General features: G+C 62.1%; 16 protein-coding genes. 15 read left to right on the top strand and 1 reads right to left on the bottom strand.

What is annotated here, in order from left to right:
* The first annotated feature begins 46 nt into the window (after positions 1-46).
* The 5 genes from VVR12_RS08985 (at position 47) to VVR12_RS08965 (ending at position 6,207) form a co-directional block, all read left to right on the top strand.
* Positions 47-346 (top strand): hypothetical protein, encoded by a 300-nt coding sequence (locus VVR12_RS08985; RefSeq protein WP_368550878.1) that lies wholly within the window; start codon positions 47-49, stop codon positions 344-346.
* A 10-nt stretch (positions 347-356) separates the two neighbouring features.
* Entirely contained in the window at positions 357-1,793 is a 1,437-nt protein-coding gene (locus tag VVR12_RS08980; RefSeq protein ID WP_368550877.1) for an amino acid permease, read from the top strand.
* Between the two features lie 162 nt (positions 1,794-1,955).
* Positions 1,956-2,225, top strand: coding sequence for a 30S ribosomal protein S15 (gene rpsO / locus VVR12_RS08975; protein WP_368550876.1), 270 nt, complete (start codon positions 1,956-1,958; stop codon positions 2,223-2,225).
* A gap of 250 nt (positions 2,226-2,475) precedes the next feature.
* Positions 2,476-4,713 carry a polyribonucleotide nucleotidyltransferase gene (locus VVR12_RS08970; RefSeq protein ID WP_368550875.1) on the top strand — a complete coding sequence of 746 codons (2,238 nt, stop codon included), beginning with the start codon at positions 2,476-2,478 and terminating at the stop codon, positions 4,711-4,713.
* 165 nt (positions 4,714-4,878) lie between these two features.
* Entirely contained in the window at positions 4,879-6,207 is a 1,329-nt protein-coding gene (locus VVR12_RS08965) for a M16 family metallopeptidase (protein ID WP_368550874.1), read from the top strand.
* On the opposite strand, the gene VVR12_RS08960 is transcribed toward VVR12_RS08965, so the two are convergent.
* Positions 6,204-8,147, bottom strand: a complete 1,944-nt coding sequence (locus tag VVR12_RS08960; RefSeq protein ID WP_368550873.1) for an acyltransferase family protein — start codon at positions 8,145-8,147, stop codon at positions 6,204-6,206. The genes VVR12_RS08965 and VVR12_RS08960 overlap by 4 nt on opposite strands.
* Before the next feature lie 188 nt (positions 8,148-8,335).
* Between VVR12_RS08960 and dapB the strand changes: the two genes are divergently transcribed.
* The 10 genes from dapB (at position 8,336) to recA (ending at position 19,286) form a co-directional block, all read left to right on the top strand.
* On the top strand, positions 8,336-9,088 hold the full coding sequence (gene dapB, locus VVR12_RS08955; protein WP_368550872.1) for a 4-hydroxy-tetrahydrodipicolinate reductase: 753 nt from the start codon (positions 8,336-8,338) through the stop codon (positions 9,086-9,088).
* Positions 9,078-9,707: a hypothetical protein gene (locus tag VVR12_RS08950; protein ID WP_368550871.1), complete on the top strand. Its 630-nt coding sequence runs from the start codon at positions 9,078-9,080 to the stop codon at positions 9,705-9,707. The genes dapB and VVR12_RS08950 overlap by 11 nt, the downstream gene beginning before the upstream one ends.
* A gap of 73 nt (positions 9,708-9,780) precedes the next feature.
* Complete coding sequence (gene dapA / locus VVR12_RS08945; protein ID WP_368550870.1) at positions 9,781-10,716, top strand: 4-hydroxy-tetrahydrodipicolinate synthase; 936 nt, start codon at positions 9,781-9,783, stop codon at positions 10,714-10,716.
* Between the two features lie 87 nt (positions 10,717-10,803).
* A complete protein-coding gene (locus VVR12_RS08940; RefSeq protein WP_368550868.1) occupies positions 10,804-12,516 on the top strand; it encodes a ribonuclease J in 1,713 nt (570 codons plus the stop codon).
* A gap of 109 nt (positions 12,517-12,625) precedes the next feature.
* Positions 12,626-15,766 (top strand): DNA translocase FtsK 4TM domain-containing protein, encoded by a 3,141-nt coding sequence (locus VVR12_RS08935; protein WP_368550867.1) that lies wholly within the window; start codon positions 12,626-12,628, stop codon positions 15,764-15,766.
* 63 nt (positions 15,767-15,829) lie between these two features.
* Positions 15,830-16,420 (top strand): CDP-diacylglycerol--glycerol-3-phosphate 3-phosphatidyltransferase, encoded by a 591-nt coding sequence (gene pgsA / locus VVR12_RS08930; RefSeq protein WP_368550866.1) that lies wholly within the window; start codon positions 15,830-15,832, stop codon positions 16,418-16,420.
* A complete protein-coding gene (locus VVR12_RS08925) occupies positions 16,417-16,920 on the top strand; it encodes a CinA family protein (RefSeq protein WP_368550865.1) in 504 nt (167 codons plus the stop codon). The genes pgsA and VVR12_RS08925 overlap by 4 nt, the downstream gene beginning before the upstream one ends.
* A 243-nt stretch (positions 16,921-17,163) precedes the next feature.
* Positions 17,164-17,616 carry a helix-turn-helix domain-containing protein gene (locus tag VVR12_RS08920; protein WP_368550864.1) on the top strand — a complete coding sequence of 151 codons (453 nt, stop codon included), beginning with the start codon at positions 17,164-17,166 and terminating at the stop codon, positions 17,614-17,616.
* A 111-nt stretch (positions 17,617-17,727) separates the two neighbouring features.
* A complete protein-coding gene (locus VVR12_RS08915) occupies positions 17,728-17,946 on the top strand; it encodes a DUF3046 domain-containing protein (RefSeq protein ID WP_368550863.1) in 219 nt (72 codons plus the stop codon).
* A gap of 230 nt (positions 17,947-18,176) precedes the next feature.
* Positions 18,177-19,286 (top strand): recombinase RecA, encoded by a 1,110-nt coding sequence (recA, locus tag VVR12_RS08910; RefSeq protein ID WP_368550862.1) that lies wholly within the window; start codon positions 18,177-18,179, stop codon positions 19,284-19,286.
* Positions 19,287-19,343: the final 57 nt, after the last annotated feature.

Here is a 19,343-nt window from a genome sequence, read left to right as displayed (position 1 = left end):
TAACCTTTATTCAATCTATCCGGTTTACAAAAGAGAGGGGACAACTATGAACGTTGTCATTCCTACCGCAGCCGCTGCCGCGGGCCTCATGGGCGGGTACTCGATTGCCCGTTCCACCGGCGTCCGCGCCCTGGGCGGCGTGGGCCTAGCCGCTGGCGGCGCCGCTGCCTTCTACGGCTGGCAGCGCAACGCCGGAACGGCTACCGCCGCCGCACTCACCGGCGTGTACCTGGGCGCGTTTGGTTACTCGCACGCGCTCGCCAAGCAGATCGGTGCCTGGCCTTCGGTCTACACCGTGACTGCGGCCACCGCTGTAGCCTCCCTCGTATTGGGTCGAGAGAAATAGGAAGTACTCGATGAACTCCGTACCCGCTTCGCGTTCCACCGCCGAGAACATCACCCTTGAGCGCCACGACTCGGCGCTGCATCGTGGTTTGTCGCTACGACATATCCTGTTCATCGCGCTGGGATCGGCGATCGGTACGGGGCTCTTCTACGGCTCGGCGAGCGCGATCCAGCTCGCCGGCCCCTCCGTCTTGTTGGCCTACCTCATCGGCGGCGCCGCCGTCTTCATGGTCATGCGCGCCATGGGTGAGATGGCCCTGGCTCACCCGGTGGCCGGTGCGTTCTCTGAGTACGCGACCCGCTACCTGGGCCCCTGGGCAGGTTTTGTTACCGGGTGGACGTACGCGTTCGAGATGGCTCTGGTGGCGGTGGCTGATGTGACCGCCTTCGCCGTCTACATGCAGTTCTGGCTCCCGAATTCACCCGCCTGGCTGTGGATCGTGCTGGTATTGCTCATCATCATCACTATCAACCTGGTGCACGTGAAGGCGTTCGGCGAAAGCGAATTCTGGTTCACCATGATCAAGGTGCTGGCGATCATTGCCATGATCGTCGGCGGCGCGGTGCTCTTGCTGCTGAATATGAATTCCGCCGACTCTCCCGCCTCGGTGACCAACCTCTGGGATGAAGGCGGATTCTTCAGCAACGGATTCGGCGGGTTCCTGGCCTGCTTTACCGTGGTGATGTTCGCCTTCGGCGGCATTGAGACCATCGGCGTGGCCGCCGGAGAGGCAGATAATCCGCGCGTATCAATCCCGAAGGCGATCAACACTACCCCGGTGCGCATCTTGCTCTTCTACGTGCTGACCCTGACCATCATCATGTCCCTGACCCCCTGGTCGGGCATCAACGGAGACACCTCGCCGTTCGTGCAGATCTTCGAGAACCTCGGCATCCCCGCCGCGGCTCACGTGTTGAACTTCGTGGTGATCACCGCGGCAGTCTCGGCAATCAACGCCGACGTCTACGGTGCCGGGCGCATGCTCTACGGCCTGGCGGCGCAGAAGATGGCCCCGGCGTCCTTTATGAAAACCGACCGCCGCGGCGCACCGTACATGACCGTGGTCTGCATGGCTGTGGTGCTCGTGGTGGGCGTGATCGTCAACTACCTCTTTGAGGACGCCTTCCTCGTCATCGCCTCGCTGGCCACCTTCGCCACGGTGATGGTATGGGTGATGATCCTCTGGGCCAATATCGGATTCAAGAAGGCCATGGCGCGCCAGGGGCAGAAGATCGAATTCGAAACCCCCGGCGGTATGGCCGGCACCGTCATTGCCCTCATCTTTATGCTGGCGATTCTGGTGCAGTTCGCGTTCTTCCCCGACACCCGTTTGGCGCTCGTGGTGGGCGCGGTGTGGTGCCTGATTATGGCCGCGCTGTACTTCGGCGTGACCCGCAAGAAGCTGCACGAGGCCCCCGCGCAACGGGAAGACGAGGCGTTGCGGTAGCCACCACAAGGAGGCGTGTCTTTCGCTCACCGGCCCTATCAGGTAGAGTAAGAAACGCATGACTGCGGTCCGCGGTTGTCATGCTCTCCTCTATAGGGGGATAACCCGTTCGGTAAAAATTCAGTTCGGGACGTTCGCGGCACTAACTCTAGGAGTTATTCAGTGGCACTGGATCCGGCAATCAAGCAGGAAATCATCAAGGAATACGCAACTCACGAAGGCGACACCGGTTCGCCCGAGGTGCAGATTGCAGTTCTGACTCGTCGTATCACCGACCTGACCGAACACCTGAAGTTCCACAAGCACGATCACCACACCCGTCGCGGTCTGATGATCCTTGTTGGTCGTCGTCGCAACATGCTCGGCTACCTCAAGAACACCGACATCGAGCGTTACCGTAACCTCATCGAGCGTCTCGGTCTGCGTCGATAATCTAAAACTTGTGAGGGCGGTGCTTGTCCACGGCGTGGGGACCACAGGGTCTCTGCGACCTGGGACGGGTGCCGCCCTTTCACTCATATAGTAAAAATCCGTTCTCGAGAACGGGTGAGGCACCGATGCAGTGGCGGTCCTCGGTTGCGGTATACGGAAGCGTTGAGAACCAACGAGACCGTGTTCTTCAATCGAAGATCGAAGCTGTACACTCACTCGCCTCGATGACATGAAAAGAGATGGAGGAACCTTGGAAGGTCCCGAAATTCAGTTTGCAGAAGCAATCATTGACAACGGAAAGTTCGGTCAGCGCACCGTTCGTTTCGAAACCGGCCGTCTGGCCAAGCAGGCCGCCGGTTCGGCACTGGTCACCATCGACGATGAGACCACCCTGCTCTCGGCAACCGCCATCGGCAAGAGCCCGCGCGAAGGCTTTGACTTCTTCCCGCTGACCGTGGACGTCGAAGAGCGTATGTACGCGGCCGGCAAGATCCCCGGTGGCTTCTTCCGCCGTGAAGGACGCCCCGCCACCGAGGCCATCCTCGCCGCCCGCCTGATCGACCGCCCGTTGCGTCCCGCCTTCACCAAGGGCATCCGCAACGAGGTACAGGTCGTCGTCACCGTGCTGACCTGTGAGCCCGACGAAATCTACAACACCGTGGCTATCAACGCCGCCTCCTGCTCCACCACACTCTCGGGCGCTCCCTTCTCGGGCCCCATCGGTGGTGTGCGCGTGGCTCTCATCGACGGACAGTGGGTCTGCTTCCCCAAGCACTCCCAGCTGGCTGATGCCACCTTCGACATGGCAGTTGCCGGTCGCATCGTGACCAAGTCGGACGGCACCGAAGACGTGGCCATCATGATGGTCGAGGCCGAAGCTACCGACTCCTCCTGGAACCTCATCAAGGAGAAGGGCGCTCAGGCACCCACCGAAGAGATCGTCGCCGAGGGCCTCGAGGCCGCCAAGCCCTTCATCAAGGCACTGTGCGAGGCACAGCTGGCCCTGAAAGAGAAGGCCGGCAAGGAACCCCTGGAACTGCCCTTCTTCGGTTCTCACGGTGACGACGTTGACGCCGCCGTCAAGGAATACGCACAGCAGAAGATCGTCGACGTCTACTCGATCGCCGGCAAGCAGGAGCGCGAGCAGGCCTCCGCAGACCTGCAGCAGGAGCTCGTCGAAGAGCTGGCCGGTGAAGGCAAGGAATACGAGGGCCGCGAAGACGAAGTCAACGCCGCCTTCAATGCGCTGACCAAGCACACCGTGCGCCAGCGCATCCTCACCGAGCAGGTGCGTATCGACGGCCGCGGCCTGACCGACATCCGCCAGCTGACCGCCGAGGTCGAGGTTCTGCCCCGCGTCCACGGTTCGGCCATCTTCGAGCGAGGCGAGACCCAGATCATGGGTGTGACCACCCTGAACATGCTCAAGCTCGAGCAGCAGCTGGACTCGTTGCACCCGGTCAAGACCAAGCGCTACATCCACCACTACAACTTCCCGCCGTACTCCACCGGTGAAACCGGACGCGTGGGTTCGCCCAAGCGCCGCGAAATCGGTCACGGTGCGCTCGCCGAGCGTGCGCTGACCCCGGTGCTGCCGACTCGCGAAGAGTTCCCCTACGCGATCCGTCAGGTCTCTGAGGCTCTGGGCTCCAACGGCTCGACCTCGATGGGTTCGGTCTGCGCCTCGACCCTGTCGTTGCTCAACGCCGGTGTGCCGTTGCGCGCACCCGTGGCCGGCATCGCAATGGGTCTGGTCTCCGACGAGATCGACGGCGAGACCCGCTACGCGGCGCTGACCGACATCCTCGGCGCTGAAGACGCCCTGGGTGATATGGACTTCAAGGTCGCCGGTACTTCCGAGTTCGTCACCGCCATCCAGCTGGATACCAAGCTCGACGGCATCCCCGCCTCAGTGCTGGCCGCCGCACTGACCCAGGCTCGTGAGGCTCGTCTGCACATCCTCGAGGTGCTCAACGCAGCGATCGACGCCCCGGACGAACTCAGCGAATTCGCTCCGCGCGTGATCTCGGTGAACGTGCCCGTCTCGAAGATCGGCGAGGTCATCGGCCCCAAGGGCAAGATGATCAACCAGATCCAGGAAGACACCGGCACTGACATCTCGATCGAGGACGACGGCACCGTCTACATCGGCGCCACCGACGGCCCCTCGGCAGAGGCAGCCCGCGCCGCCATCAACGCCATCGCGAACCCGCAGGTTCCCGAGGTGGGCGAGCGCTACCTGGGCACCGTGGTGAAGACCACCACCTTCGGCGCGTTCATCTCGCTGACCCCGGGCAAGGACGGACTGCTGCACATCTCTGAACTGCGCAAGCTGAACAACGGCAACCGCGTCAACGACGTGGACGAAGTTGTTTCGGTGGGCCAGAAGGTTCAGGTGGAGATCACCAAGATCGACGATCGCGGCAAGCTCTCGCTGGCACCGGTGGTCGCTGATTCCGACGACTCCGCAGATGAAGACGACGAGTAAGCTCGCCGGATAGCGGAGCTGATCTCCCCGAGCCAGGGGGAGACCGGCGACGTCTTCAACTCTTACAGCCCCGCCTCCCGTTCAGAGGCGGGGCTGTTCCCTCTCCACGGGGGTGCGCTTGCTCGACGAGCGCGCCACCTGCAAGAACATTTCAGAAAGGGTCTTATGCCTATCTCATTGCCAACCGGCGCCGATTCCGTGGCCGAAGAGCTGGATTACCGTACCGGGCGCCTGATCGCCGGAGAGGGCGGCAACGAGGTGCGCCGCTCCATTTTGCCCGGTGGGGTGCGCGTCATTACCGAGGCAATGCCCTCTCTGCGCAGCGTCTCGATTGGATTCTGGGTGGGTGTGGGCTCCCGCGACGAACAGGCGGGTATGTTCGGCTCCACCCACTTCCTGGAGCACTTGCTCTTCAAGGGCACCACATCCCGCTCGGCGCTGGATATTGCGCAGGCCTTCGACGAGGTGGGCGGTGAATCGAACGCGCTCACCGCCAAGGAACACACCTGTTACTACGCGAGGGTGCTCCGGGAGGATCTCCCGATGGCCGTCGACGTGTTGGCGGACATGGTCTCTGACGCGGTGATCGACCCCGAGCTGCTTGAGCAGGAACGCGGTGTGATCCTCGAAGAGCTCGCGATGGACCAAGACGATCCCACCGACGTGGCGTTCGAGAATTTCATCGAGCAGCTCATGGGCAAGAACCCGCTGGGTCGCCCCATCGGCGGCACCCCGGCCGAGATTCAGGCGGTCCCGCGAGACAAGGTATGGGAACACTATCAGAAGTTCTACACTCCGAACCGATTGGTGATTTCCGCCGCGGGCGGACTGGAACACGGTCAAGTGGTCGATCTGGTGCTCGAGGCGCTGAACAAGCACGGCTGGGAGCTGCCGGAGGGTCAGCTCCCCGAGGCCCGCCGAGTACGCAGCGCGGTAGAACTCTTCCCCGACTCCGCGCTGCGCGAGGTGCAGAAGGGTGTGGAGCAAACCAACATCGTGATGGGCTGCCCGGGAATTATCGCCGGTGACGACCGCAGATACGCGATGAGCGTACTGAACTCGGCGCTCGGCGGAGGAATGTCGTCCCGACTCTTCCAGGAAATCCGCGAAAAGCGGGGACTGGCGTACTCGACCTTTGCCTTCTCCGGCGCCTACTCCGATGCTGGGTATTTCGGTCTCTATGCCGGTTGCTTGCCCGCGAAGGCGGAACAGGTGCAACAGCTCATGCGAGACGAGTTCGAAAAGATTGCCGTGCACGGCCTGACCGAAGCCGAGCTAGCCAAGGTCGTGGGGCAACTCGGTGGGGCGACCATTATGGGCTCCGAGGACGCCGGTTCCCGGATGAGCCGACTCGGCCGCGCCGAATTGGACGCCGGTCAGTTCGTGAGCCTCGACGAGCTACTCCAGCGCATCCGCGAGGTCACCCTCGAAGACGTCCGTGAGCTGGCAACCTGGCTGGCCGGTCACGATATGGTGACCACCATTGTCCGCTAACCGGCGTGCGCGGGAGCATTCGGGTTCTCCGGGTGCTCCTGCAGGCTCTTCTGAACGCGGGCGACTTCGTCGGCGATCACCTTAGCGTAGACCGCCTGGCCGTTGGCTTCGGGGTGGACGCCGTCGGAGACGAGGTATTCGGGGTGGCCGGCGGCGGCCTGGGCCCAGTCGGCAACCGAGACGACCTCGGGGTGGCGTTTGGCCGCGGCGTGTACCTCCGCATTGGACGATGCAACCCACTCTAATCCGGTGGGCGCCACTCCCGTCACGAAAATGATGCGACGCTGCTTATCGTGGGCGAGCCGGTCGACGACCTCATCGAGTTGCTGGGCGGTCAAGGTGGAGTTGGTGTTCAGCGAGATCACCACGATGCGCCCCAGCTGGCCGGCATCGGCCTGACGCTCCAGCTCCGGTAGCTCCTTGACCAGGGTTCGCGAGACCGCCGCGTCGATGGAGGCCTGAGGCAGTTGCTTGCTCAGCTCCGAGGAAGATGCGACCGTCACCGAGTCACCGATGATGCTCACTCCCTGCGGCTGAGCCGGGGTCGCGGAGCCCGAGGGCTCAGGCTCCGCCGAAGCAGATGCGGAGCTCGCCGCGGGGGCCGGTTTCTTGATCTCCCCGCTACCGGGGCCTGCGGCCGCTACCACCTGCTCCGCCTCGGTCAGTTCGGGTGCCGTGCGCACGGCGGCCACCGTCCCGGCCACTGCCAACGTAGCCACGGCCAGGCATGCGATCGGCGCGGTCTTCGCCGGACCCACCATCGCCGAACCCCACGAGCGCAGGCTGGGGAAGAAACCGTGGCGACGCACCGGTTCTTCAATGAACATGTACGACAGTCCGGCGATGATCAGCGTCAGCACCACCACTGCACCGCGAATCCACGGGTTGAGATTCGGGCCAAAGAGGTAGTGCGCCAGCACCGCCAGCGGCCAGTGCCACAGATAGATTCCGTACGAGCGCCGCCCAATCCACACGAAAACGGGGAAAGAGAGCACAGCCCGCAGTAGCCTCGCCAGTGGGTTGCGGACGTCCGCCAGTAGCGCCTGAATCACGCCGACGGAAAGCACCGAGGCCAGCAGCAGACCCCAGGGCATCATGCCGGCGGTCGCGTCCGTCATCGACACCGCCAGCGGGTACATCGCCACCAGGCACGCCCAGCCCAAGACGGCGCGCAACAGACCCTGCCAGCCGTTGCCGAAACCCACCACGGGGTACAGTCGTGCATCGACGGGCGGGTACATGCTCCACGGGATGAGCAAGGCCAACGCAACACCGAGCATCAGGCCGAAGAGGTGACTATCGGTGCCGTAGTAGGCGCGGCTCGCGCCGGCCCCCAACAGTCCGAGGACCTCCGCGGTGAGCAGGGAGAGCACGCCCAAGACCACCGGCACCAACAACCGACGCGACCAGCGGGAGACAAACATGAACACCAGCACCAGCACCACAGGCCACAAGATGTAGAACTGCTCCTCCACCGCCAACGACCAAAAGTTAGTTAACAGCTCAGGGGAGGTTTGGGCAAAGTAGTCATTGCCCGACGCGATGTAGAGCCAGTTAGAAGAAAACGTCAGCGCGCCGATGATTTGGCGCGGAAGACCTACCTGGACGTCGCCGCCGATGAGAAAGGCGAGGCTGGCGACGGTGATAATCAAGACCAGCATCGCCGGCAGCAGACGGCGGGCACGGCGGATCCAGAACTGGACGATGTTCATGCGGCCGGTGTAGGCGCCTTCGCGCAGTAGCAACGCGGTGATGAGGTATCCGGAGATCACGAAGAAGATGTCTACGCCCATCGCGCCACCGGGAACGATCGCTGGGAACAGGTGGTAAAGAACCACCAGGGTCACCGCAATCGCGCGCAGGCCGTCTAAGCCGCGCAATACGAAGCGACGGTCACCCTCTGCTGGGTCTACCGAAGAGTAGAACACGTGATCTTGCACAGTTCACCTTTGAGCGTTTTATGAAATCCTCAGCGGCCACCTCGCTGGCGTGGCGGGGGCTGGGAGAGCTGACGAGGCGCGCCCGGATCTTCCACCGTGGCAACTGTATTAGCTTACCGTCTCCGATTAGAGTAAACAGAAATAACTGGAAAGTATGACATGCCCCAGGCGAAGGAGAATTCATCATCATGAGCAAGGTGTGGAAAGTGGCCATTGCCGGAGCCACGGGACGGATGGGAACCGAAGCCGTCAAAGCCGTGAACGCGGCCCACGACATGGAACTGGTCGCCACTGTCGGTAGCTCAGACTCGATCTCCACCATCGTTGAGGCCGGCGCCGAAGTGCTCATCGACCTGACGGTGCCCACCGCCACCGAGGCCAACGTCCACTTCGCCGTGGAACACGACATTCATGCGGTGGTCGGCACCACCGGATGGGACGACGCCAAGCTCGAGAAGTTACGCGACGCCTTCGATCAGCACCCCCAGGTGGGCGTTCTCATTGCCCCCAACTTCGCGATTGGGGCGATCCTCGCCACCGAATTTGCCACCAAGGCCGCCCGCTTCTTCGAATCCGTCGAGGTCATCGAGATGCACCACCCGAACAAGGTGGACGCGCCGTCCGGCACCGCGGCCCACACCGCCGCGAAGATCGCCGCGGTTCGCGCCGAAGCCGGCGTGGCACCCTCACCCGATGCCACCGAGACCGACCGCGGAAACTCCCGTGGTGCCGACATCGACGGAGTGCGCGTTCACGCGGTGCGCCTGCGCGGCCTCACCGCATCCCAGGAAATCCTCTTAGGAGACGAAGGTCAGCAACTGGTGATCCGGCACGACTCTTTCGACCGGGTCTCCTTCATGCCCGGAGTGTTGCTGGGCGTGCGTGAGGTCGCGAACCACCCCGGCCTGACCCACGGACTGGACAAGTTCCTTGACCTCTAAACCGTCCCGCGAGGCGTCCTCGCTGAAGCTCTACATCGGCCTGGCCGTGGCGCTGGCCGTGTTGACTGTGTTCCTCTTGCCGATCCCGTTCGGGGTGCGCCTATTTTTACTCGTGGTGTTGGCCGTCTCGGCGGTGTTCGTGTTCGTCGACGCAACGGGTAAAGGGAAGACCTTCTCAGCGATCGTGGTCGCCGCGCTCGTCTTCTACCTCGGCCTGTGCATCCAGCGCGGCGTCTTCCTCCTCGCAGACCCCACCCCGGCGTCCGTCGTTCTGGGTGTGGGAATGATCGTGTTGCCGCTGGTAGGTGCCTGGGCGATGGTCCGGGAGATCATCTTCGGCGCTCGCGTGCAGGCTATGGCCGCCGAGATGGACGCGGCCGGGGAACTCCCCGAGGACAACCTCCCGCGTAGCGCCTCGGGCCGAGTCGACCGCGCAGCGGCCGATGCCGAGTTCCGGCGTTTTACCTCGTTCGTCGAGGAAGAACCCCTGAATTGGAAGTACTGGTTTAATCTCTCCACGCTCTACGGTGCAGCGGGTGACCGCAAGCGGGCGCGGAAGTCGATGCGTACGGCTATTGCCCTGTATCGCGGCAAGACGGATCTTGACTTGAGCGTCTAGCTGACGGCCTGTGATGCTCACCAGGTGAGAGACAAATATCCACGTTCCATCGAAAAGGCGGTAGGCTAAGGGTATGACTGAGTCCTCGCAAATTCCCCAGAGTACCCGCTCCGAGCCGATCTTTGGTCGCCTGCTGACCGCCATGGTCACTCCGTTCGCGGCCAACGGTGAGGTTGACGAGCAGAAAACTGCCGCACTGGCCGAGGAGCTCGCAGACCGGGGTCACGACGGCCTGATCGTCTGCGGCACCACCGGCGAGTACTCCACCATGACGGATGACGAAAACGAGCGCGTTTTCCGCATCGTCAAGGAAGCCGTGGGGGAGCGCGTGAAGATCGTGGCCGGCGTCGGCTCGAACGACACCGCGCACACTCTTGACTTGGCCGCACGCGCCGAGTCTGTAGGTGTAGACGGCCTGCTGGTTGTTACCCCGTATTACAACAAGCCAACTCAGGCCGGCGTGCAGGCACACTTCACCACCGTCGCCGACGCCGTTAAGACCCCGGTGATGCTCTACGATATTCCCGGACGTGCCGGCATCCCGATCTCCGTCGACACCTACCGCGCTCTGGCCGAGCACGAGAACATCGTGGCGGTCAAGGATGCGAAGGCTGACTTCGCCTCAGCGAGCGCTGTCATGGCCGCAACCGACCTGCAGTACTACTCCGGTGACGACGGCCTGACCTTGCCGTGGATGGCACTGGGGGCCGTGGGCCTGGTGGGTGTGACGACCCACGTGGCACCCGAGAAGTTCCGAGAACTCATCGACGCAGTGGTGGCCGAAGACCTGGCGACCGCTCAGCGTGTGCATCAGGAACTTATCCCCGTGATCGCCGCGACCATGACGCGCGTACCCGGTTGCGTGGCAGCCAAGCAGATCCTCTCCTGGCAGGGGCGACTCGATTCCGCTTTCGTTCGCCTGCCGCACGTGGCACCTACCGCGGAGGAAGAGAAGCTCATACGAGCAGACCTGAAGAATTCCGTGGTGGCTGACACCCTTATTCGATAGCAATACTGACAATTTAGGTGAAGCGGGTTCACGAATCATCACCGATGGTTCGGGAGCTCGCTTTCGCCGTGAAGTGAAAGGAATTTAATGGCAATCATTGATTCTGAACTGCGCCAGCCGCGCAAACTCAAAAAAGATACCCTGCGCGTGGTGCCCCTGGGCGGCCTTGGCGAGGTCGGCCGCAACATGACTGTCTACGAGATCAACGGCAAGTTGCTGGTGGTTGACTGCGGAGTGCTCTTCCCCGAAGACAGCCAGCCCGGTGTTGACCTGATCCTGCCCGACATCAACTACATCGAGGACCGCCTGGACGACATCGTCGGTGTGGTGCTGACCCACGGCCACGAAGACCACATCGGCGCTGTGCCGTACCTGCTCAAGCGTCGCGCCGACATCCCGTTGATCGGTTCGGAGTTGACCTTGGCACTGGTCGAGGCGAAGTTGGCCGAGCACCGCATCAAGCCCTTCACCCTGACCGTGCGTGAGGGCGATATCGAGACCTTCGGTCCCTTCGAATGCGAGTTCGTGGCCGTCAACCACTCGATTCCGGACGCCCTGGCGGTGTTCATCCGCACCCGTGCGGGCAAGGTCTTGCACACCGGCGACTTCAAGATGGATCAGTTGCCGCTGGACGGTCGTCTGACCGACCTGCGCCACTTCGCCCGTCTGGGAGAAGAGGGCATCGACCTGTTCCTGCCCGATTCCACCAACGCCGAGGTCCCCGGCTTCACCCCGACCGAAAAGAACATCGGGTCGGTGCTCTCCAACGTGTTCCGCGATGCGCGCCAGCGCATCATCGTGGCCTCCTTCTCCTCTCACGTTCACCGCGTGCAGCAGGTGCTGGACGCCGCCCACGAGCGCGGACGCAAGGTGGTGCTGGTCGGTCGCTCCATGGTGCGCAACATGACCATTGCCGAGAAGCTGGGCTACCTGCACGTTCCCGAGAACACCCTGGTGGATTTGAAGAAGATCGACGACTACCGTCCCGATGAGATCGTGATGATGTGCACCGGTTCACAGGGTGAGCCGATGGCGGCGCTGTCCCGTATGGCCACCGGCGATCACAAGATTCAGGTGGAAGAGGGGGACACCATCGTCCTGGCCTCCTCGCTGATCCCCGGTAACGAAAATTCCGTCTTCCGCGTGATCAACGCGCTGCTCAAGCTCGGCGCGGACGTCATCCACAAGGGCAACGCCAAGGTTCACGTCTCCGGCCACGCGGCGGCAGGGGAGTTGCTGTACTGCTACAACATCCTGCAGCCCAAGAACGTCATGCCAGTGCACGGTGAGGTGCGCCACCTCATCGCCAACGGAAACCTGGCGATCGAGACCGGCATTCCCGCCGAGAACGTCTTGCTCTGCGAGGGTGGCACCGTGGTGGATCTGGCCAACGGCAAGGCCGAGATCGTCGGTCAGGTCAAGTGCGACTACGTCTTCGTTGACGGTAAGTCGGTCGGCGAGATCACCGAGGAAGACCTCAAGGACCGTGTGACCCTGGGCGAGGAAGGCTTCGTCTCCATCGTCTCGGTGGTTGACCGCAAGCGGAAGCGTGTGGTGGCCGGCCCCGACATTCACACCCGCGGTGTGGCTGAAGAAGAGAAGGTCTTCCGAGACATCACTCCGAAGATCGCGAAGGCGCTGGAAGACGCGTTGTCGCAGGCCCCGGGGAAGACCTACACCAACCACCAGCTGCAACAGATCGTGCGCCGCACGATCGGAGCCTGGGTGGCTCGTCGACTTCGTCGTAAGCCGATGATCATCCCCGTGGTGGTAGAGGCCTCTTCCGACGATAAGAACTAGTGCTGTAAGTTAAACGTAAGGTTTAAACTACAAGCTCTCTTAACCGTTCACCGGGGAACCTTCAACCTAGTTGAAGGTTCCCCGAAACATCACTTCTAATTCGGGATATATGGCACCTAGAAGCTCCTCCAAACAATCGGGATCCACGCGATCCAAGGCGTCTCAGAAAAAGAATTCACAGCGGTCCGCTTCCTCCACCCGGGGCAAGCGTGGTTCAGCCGTGGCTGAGCCGAACTGGTTTATGCGCATGGTGTTGGGTGCGTGGTTGAGTCTCGCGCACACCGTCGGAGCCGCGGTGCGCCGCATGGGGCGCCTCCGCACCGACCTACGTTTGGAGGATCGTCGCGATGGCGGGGCGCTCTTAATCCTGGTGTTCGGCCTGATTACCGCGGGTGTGGAATGGTGGGCTTGGCGCACCGCAGACACCATCTCGCTGGTGGAGTGGCCGCTACGCATGTGGCATGTGGCCGTGGGCGGAACCTTCGGCCAGGGTGCGTTGCTCATCCCGATCTTCTGTTTGATCTTCGCACTACGCATCTTCCGTCACCCCCTCGAGGTGCACGACAATAACCGCATCGCCTTAGGCATGCTCGTGATGGTTATCGCCATTTCGGTGATGGGTGCGAAACTCGCCGATTACCCGACTCTGGCCGGCGGTTTCGAGAGCGTATGGTCCGGCGGCGGCATCATCGGATTGGTCATCGCTGCACCCGTCATGCGGCTGGTGGGTTACCTGGCTTTCTTCGAGTGGCTGATTATCCTGTTGATTTTCTTGATCGGTCTGTTGATCGCCACCAAGACCCCGATCCGCCATATTGGCCCGCGGTTGGTACACATCATGGGCATTCTGCTCGGTGAAAAACCCGCCGGGCAGCGAGAAGAAAACACCACGGATCTCTCGGCAGAAGAACACGATCGTAGCTATCTCTACGGCAACGACCCGCAACCCGCGCCGAAGAAACGCGGTGGTCTGTTGGCATGGCTCGGCTTTGGCGCCGGCCACGAGAAATACTCCCGTCTAGACCGCTACGACGGTGATGAAGCCTTCAACACCGCCCTGCTTCACGAGGATTATCAACCCACTGGCGAGGTTCGTCCCGAACCCGCGCCCGCACGGAGCCGCGGTTCTCAGCGTGCTGCCGGTGCGCGTCCGCGTAGTGGGGATACGCAGGCCTTCGACGTGGTCGCCGAGTCGAAGCGCTCGAAGAAGAAGCGTCAGCGCCCCACCGCGCAGCCCGAACTGTTCGATCAGGGGGATTGGGAACAGTCGGAGCAACAACTGCAAGACGACCGTTTTGAGCCAGGTGACGACGCCCCCTACGATCGCTCCTCCGACGCCCCCGCCCGCCGCCTAGCGCAGGCTCAGTCTGCCGCGGTCGAGTATGGCCGGGTGGAGCAGCCGGCAGAGACCGACGACCTCGACGATTCGCCGGTGATGGCCGAAAACGGGGTTCCGGAGCCGCCCAAGTCCGAGCGTCCCTCCCCGGTGGCAGCTCCCACGCAGGCCGCCGCGGCATCGCGTCCCGCCCCGGCGGCAGCTCCGTCTGCCTCCACCGGTTCGATCGAAAACCATACGGTGCAGGCGAAGGTCAACGCACCGCGCCCGGCGCAGGTCGTCGAGTCCTCATCCGGCCAGTACGAGCTGCCCGAGGAATCGATGCTGGTGGCAGGCCCGCCCGCCAAGGAATCGTCCGAGGTCAACGAGCAGGTGGTCGAATCTCTGACCAACGTGCTGGATCAGTTCAATGTCGATGCCGAGGTCACCGGCTTCTCTCGCGGCCCGACCGTGACCCGCTACGAAATCGAGCTGGGCCCCGGCACCAAGGTCGAGCGCGTCACCGCACTGTCGAAGAACATCGCCTACGCGGTGGCCAGCGCCGACGTGCGCATCCTCTCGCCGATCCCCGGTAAGTCAGCGATCGGCATCGAGATCCCCAATACCGACCGCGAGACTGTGGCGTTGGGCGATGTGTTGCGGTCCCCGCAGGCACACCAGAACCCGCACCCGATGATCATGGGCGTGGGTAAGGACGTCGAGGGTGGCTTCGTGCTGGCCAACCTGGCCAAGATGCCGCACATGCTGGTGGCCGGTGCAACCGGCGCTGGTAAGTCGTCGTTCGTGAACTCGATGATCACCTCGATCCTGATGCGCTCCACCCCCGACCAGGTGCGCTTGGTCATGGTCGACCCCAAGCGTGTGGAACTGACCGCCTATGAAGGTATCCCGCACCTGATCACCCCGATCATCACCAACCCCAAGAAGGCCGCCGAGGCCCTGCAGTGGGTGGTGCGTGAAATGGACGCCCGCTACGACGACCTGGCCCACTACGGTTATAAGCACATCGACGACTTCAACAAGGCCGTGAAGGCCGGCAAGATTCAGCCGGATCCCGGTTCGCAGCGCACGATCCGCGCCTACCCGTATCTGCTGGTCATCGTGGACGAGCTCGCGGACCTGATGATGGTTGCCCCGCGCGACGTCGAAGAGTCCATTGTCCGTATTACCCAGTTGGCACGTGCCGCCGGTATCCACCTGGTGCTCGCTACCCAGCGTCCTTCGGTGGACGTGGTCACCGGCCTCATCAAGGCGAACGTGCCCTCTCGCATGGCGTTTGCGACCTCCTCGGTCACCGACTCGCGCGTGGTTCTTGACCAGCCCGGTGCTGAGAAGCTCATCGGCCAAGGTGATGCGCTCTTCTTGCCCATGGGTGCCTCGAAGCCGATGCGAGTGCAGGGTGCCTGGGTCGGCGAGTCAGAGATCCACGAGATCGTCGAGCACGTCAAGACGCAGATGCCCGCCATCTACACCGAAGACGTTTTCCAGACCGCCGAAAAGAAGAAGATCGACGAAGACATCGGAGACGATCTCGACGACCTGCTGCGTGCCGCCGAGTTGGTCGTGACCACCCAGTTCGGTTCCACCTCGATGCTGCAGCGCAAGCTCCGCGTGGGCTTCGCGAAAGCCGGCCGACTCATGGACCTCATGGAGTCTCGCGAGATCGTCGGCCCCTCCGAGGGGTCGAAGGCTCGCGACGTTCTCGTGCAGCCGGATGACCTGCCCGCGGTGTTGGCGAAGCTACGGGGCGAAGACCCGCCTGCCCCGGCTGCCGAGGAACCCGCTACCGAACCGGGGTGGGACGATCCCTACGGTTCGGACGCGGTCGGCAACTCCCTCGGTGAGCCGGTCACCGACTACCACGACTCCGCCGAGGAAGACTCGGAGGATGCGTGGAACCTCACGGGGCGTTAGGCTACTAGCAGTCCGCACCACCACTACACCGGGCCGCCAGGCTCGAGACGAAAAGAGATAACCATGAGCGAGAAGGCCTCGAACCTGAACCTGCCCAATATGCTCACCACGATCCGCATCATCATGGTGCCCTTCTTCGTATGGGCCATGATCGCAGGCGGGCCCTGGGGTAACGATTCCCTAACCGCTCGCTGGGTGGCTCTGGCGTTGTTCATCCTGGCGATGATCACCGACTGGCTGGATGGTTCGATCGCTCGCTCGCGAAACCTCATTACCAGCTTCGGCAAAATTGCCGATCCTATTGCAGACAAGCTGCTGACGGGTGCCGCGTTCGTGATGCTCTCGGTGCTGGGCGAGCTGTGGTGGTGGGTGACTCTGGTGATCCTCATCCGCGAATGGGGTATCACGATCATGCGTTTCTTCGTCATCAAGTACGGTGTCATGGCGGCTGGCAAGGGCGGCAAACTGAAGACGGTGTTGCAAACCGTGGCGCTGGTCTTGCTCATCGCTCCGCTGGGACAGCTGGGAAGCTGGGCCCTGATCCCCGGGTACATCGTGATGGCGGCAGTCGTCGTGATCACGGTGGTTACCGGACTGGACTATGTGAATAAGGCGCTCAAGTTGCGCCGCGATTACTTAGCCGGGCAGCGATGAATCAGGCCGAACGCGTCACCCTCGCCGATCTTGAACGGGCCGCGGCAGAGGTTATCGCCACTGCCACCGCCAGCCGGTGGACGCTCGCCACGGCGGAGTCGCTCACCGGTGGCATGGTGGGGCAAACGCTGTGTGCTGTTCCCGGAGCCTCTGCCGTGTTTCAGGGCGGGGTCATTTCCTATGCCTCCTCGGTGAAAGCGCAGGTACTCGGGGTAGACGGTAAATTGCTCGCCGAACGCGGTTCGGTAGACCCGCAGGTGGCCGAGCAGATGGCGGCCGGTGCGGCGCGAGCGTGTGGTGCACAGGTCGCGGTTTCGACCACCGGCGTCGCCGGCCCGCAGCCGCACGACGGCAAGCCGGTGGGGTGCGTCTATCTTGGCATTTTTTCGCCTCGAGGCGTGCGTCAGATCGAACGCCACTACACCGGAGATCGCGCCGCCATCCGAGCCCAGGCTACGTGGGATGCGTTGAAACTGATGACGGAAGAGTTGCAGGGCTGATTCCGCGCTCAGACCCCTGATCAGATAACACCTGAGCAACTTGCAGGAAACGCTCAGGAAGATTTTTAGTCCAGCGGGAATGAAACGGTCACGGAATACGGTTATATAGTGTGCAAGCCGTGAGATGGTTTTCGACCACCGAGCGTTTACCAGATGCTTGCTTACCAGATCAGATCAGTTAGGCTAAACAATACGGTTCCGGAGCTTTTCGGAACACTTCTAATCAGGAGATTAAAAATCACCATGACAAAGCAACCCGTATCCGTGAACGGAGTCGTCCGTTGGAAGGATGTGGGTCAGTCCGCTAACACTGCACCCGCATCGCGCGAGTCGAAGGAAATCTTGCTTCGTCACGCGATCGGCGAGGTGCTCCGTGACGTTCGTCAGCGCCAGTCTCGAACCCTCCGCGAGGTTTCCCACAGCGCTCGCGTCTCGCTGGGTTACCTCAGCGAGGTAGAACGCGGTCAGAAGGAAGCTTCTTCTGAGTTGCTGGCATCTATTTGTCAGGCTCTGGAGGTTCCCCTTTCGCAGATGCTGCGCGAGGTCTCCGATCGCATGGCCGTCGAGGAAGGCTTCACTGTGCCCGACACCGTGCCCACCGAATTCTCTGAGCAATTCAAGCGTGAGTACGGTATCGCCGCAACGTCTTCGAAGGACATCCCCGCCGATGACGACTCGCTGACCGCAACTCGATAATACTGTGCAGGGTGCTCATGGGGGAGTGCCCAGCGTGATAGAGGGGTTGTGCCCGCACTAAATAGTGCGAGTACAGCCCCTCGTCTTTGAGTGGAGAAATCGGAGGAAGTCGTGAAGCTCAGCGAGTTTTGGACGTGTATGGACCACGAGTTCGGCGCGAACTATTCCCGGGTGCTGGCGCGGGATTTGGTGCTCTCTGAATTCGGTGACCGCACGGCAGCCCAGGCGCTGGAAGCCGGCGCGGACGTCCGCGCGGTGTGGCTGGCCATTTGTGAGATGCAGGACGTGCCGCCGCAGCGCCGCTTCGGCCCCGACATCTCGCCACGATAGTGCGCAGGTGAAGATGTGTTCGATGGCGAGCAGGTAACTGTGGATATCACTAGAAAATATGTTCGAAAACGGGTAGGCTCTGTACACAGGCAACGAAAAACGAAAAAATCTCAGGATTTTTTCCACAGAATCCGAAAAACTTCTTATTTTGTCAGTCGGCACCCCTACTGTGGTCAGTGAAAAGCAAACTCACCCCCGTCAGCCGGGGAATCGGAATGAGGTAGAAACACATGGCAGCTAAAGCCCGCAATAACCAACAAGTAGGTCGTGTGGCCGAAGACGGTCGCGAGAAGGCCCTCGAGGCTGTCCTCGCCCAGATCGATAAGAACTACGGTAAGGGCGCAGTCATGCGCCTGGGTGATAAAGAAGCCGTCAAGGTCGAAACCGTCTCCACCGGCGCTCTCTCGCTGGACGCCGCCCTGGGCATCGGCGGTTTGCCGCGCGGCCGCGTCATCGAAATCTACGGTCCCGAATCTTCCGGTAAGACCACCGTCGCCCTCCACGCCGTGGCCAATGCACAGAAGGCCGGTGGCATTGCCGCCTTCATCGACGCCGAGCACGCCTTGGATCCGGTGTATGCGGCCAAGCTGGGCGTAGACACCGATGCGCTGCTGGTCTCTCAGCCCGACACCGGTGAGCAGGCCCTGGAGATCATGGACATGCTCGTGGGCTCCGGCTCCGTGGACATCATCGTGGTCGACTCCGTGGCAGCTTTGGTGCCCCGCGCCGAGATCGAGGGTGAAATGGGCGACTCCCACGTTGGTCTGCAGGCTCGCTTGATGTCGCAGGCTCTGCGTAAGATCACCGGTCGTCTGGCGCAGACCGGCACCACCGCGATCTTCATCAACCAGTTGCGCGAAAAGATCGGTGTCTTCTTCGGTTCCCCGGAGACCACCACCGGTGGTAAGGCGCTGAAGTTCTACGCCTCGGTTCGTATTGACATTCGACGCATCGAGACGCTGAAAGACGGTTCTAACCCCATTGGTAACCGCACCAAGGCGAAGATCGTCAAGAACAAGATGGCTCCGCCCTTCAAGCAGGCCGAGTTCGACATTCTCTACGGTGAGGGTATCTCCGTCGAGGGCGGCATCATCGACATGGGTGTGGAGAACGGTATCGTCAAGAAGTCCGGTGCCTGGTTCACCTATGAGGGTGATCAGCTCGGTCAGGGTAAAGAGAACGCGCGCCGTTTCTTGAAAGACAACCCCGAGCTCGCTGAAGAGATCAAGTACAAGACTCTGGTGAAGCTGGGCATCATCGAGTCTGAAGAAGAGGCCGATGACCTCATCACCGATGAGTTCTCTGCCGAGATCGATCCGTTGGATGCCGTGACCGAGTAACGGGTCGCGGTTCAGCACCCGCCCACCCGAAAACACCACGAGGCGCAGGGAGTAACG

This window comes from Rothia sp. LK2588, from assembly GCF_040946465.1.
In the GTDB taxonomy this organism is placed as follows: Bacteria; Actinomycetota; Actinomycetes; order Actinomycetales; family Micrococcaceae; genus Rothia.
The sequence above is the reverse complement of the archived record's forward strand: the minus strand, read 5'-3'. Positions and strand labels throughout refer to the sequence as shown.

Excerpts from the sequence above, each read along its gene's own strand:
- VVR12_RS08985 (WP_368550878.1), top strand. The coding sequence starts at position 47 with ATGAACGTTGTCATTCCTACCGCAGCCGCTGCCGCGGGCCTCATGGGC.
- VVR12_RS08980 (WP_368550877.1), top strand. The coding sequence starts at position 357 with ATGAACTCCGTACCCGCTTCGCGTTCCACCGCCGAGAACATCACCCTT.
- VVR12_RS08965 (WP_368550874.1), top strand. The coding sequence starts at position 4,879 with ATGCCTATCTCATTGCCAACCGGCGCCGATTCCGTGGCCGAAGAGCTG.
- dapB (WP_368550872.1), top strand. The coding sequence starts at position 8,336 with ATGAGCAAGGTGTGGAAAGTGGCCATTGCCGGAGCCACGGGACGGATG.
- dapA (WP_368550870.1), top strand. The coding sequence starts at position 9,781 with ATGACTGAGTCCTCGCAAATTCCCCAGAGTACCCGCTCCGAGCCGATC.
- VVR12_RS08940 (WP_368550868.1), top strand. The coding sequence starts at position 10,804 with ATGGCAATCATTGATTCTGAACTGCGCCAGCCGCGCAAACTCAAAAAA.
- VVR12_RS08935 (WP_368550867.1), top strand. The coding sequence starts at position 12,626 with ATGGCACCTAGAAGCTCCTCCAAACAATCGGGATCCACGCGATCCAAG.
- pgsA (WP_368550866.1), top strand. The coding sequence starts at position 15,830 with ATGAGCGAGAAGGCCTCGAACCTGAACCTGCCCAATATGCTCACCACG.
- VVR12_RS08925 (WP_368550865.1), top strand. The coding sequence starts at position 16,417 with ATGAATCAGGCCGAACGCGTCACCCTCGCCGATCTTGAACGGGCCGCG.
- VVR12_RS08920 (WP_368550864.1), top strand. The coding sequence starts at position 17,164 with ATGACAAAGCAACCCGTATCCGTGAACGGAGTCGTCCGTTGGAAGGAT.
- recA (WP_368550862.1), top strand. The coding sequence starts at position 18,177 with ATGGCAGCTAAAGCCCGCAATAACCAACAAGTAGGTCGTGTGGCCGAA.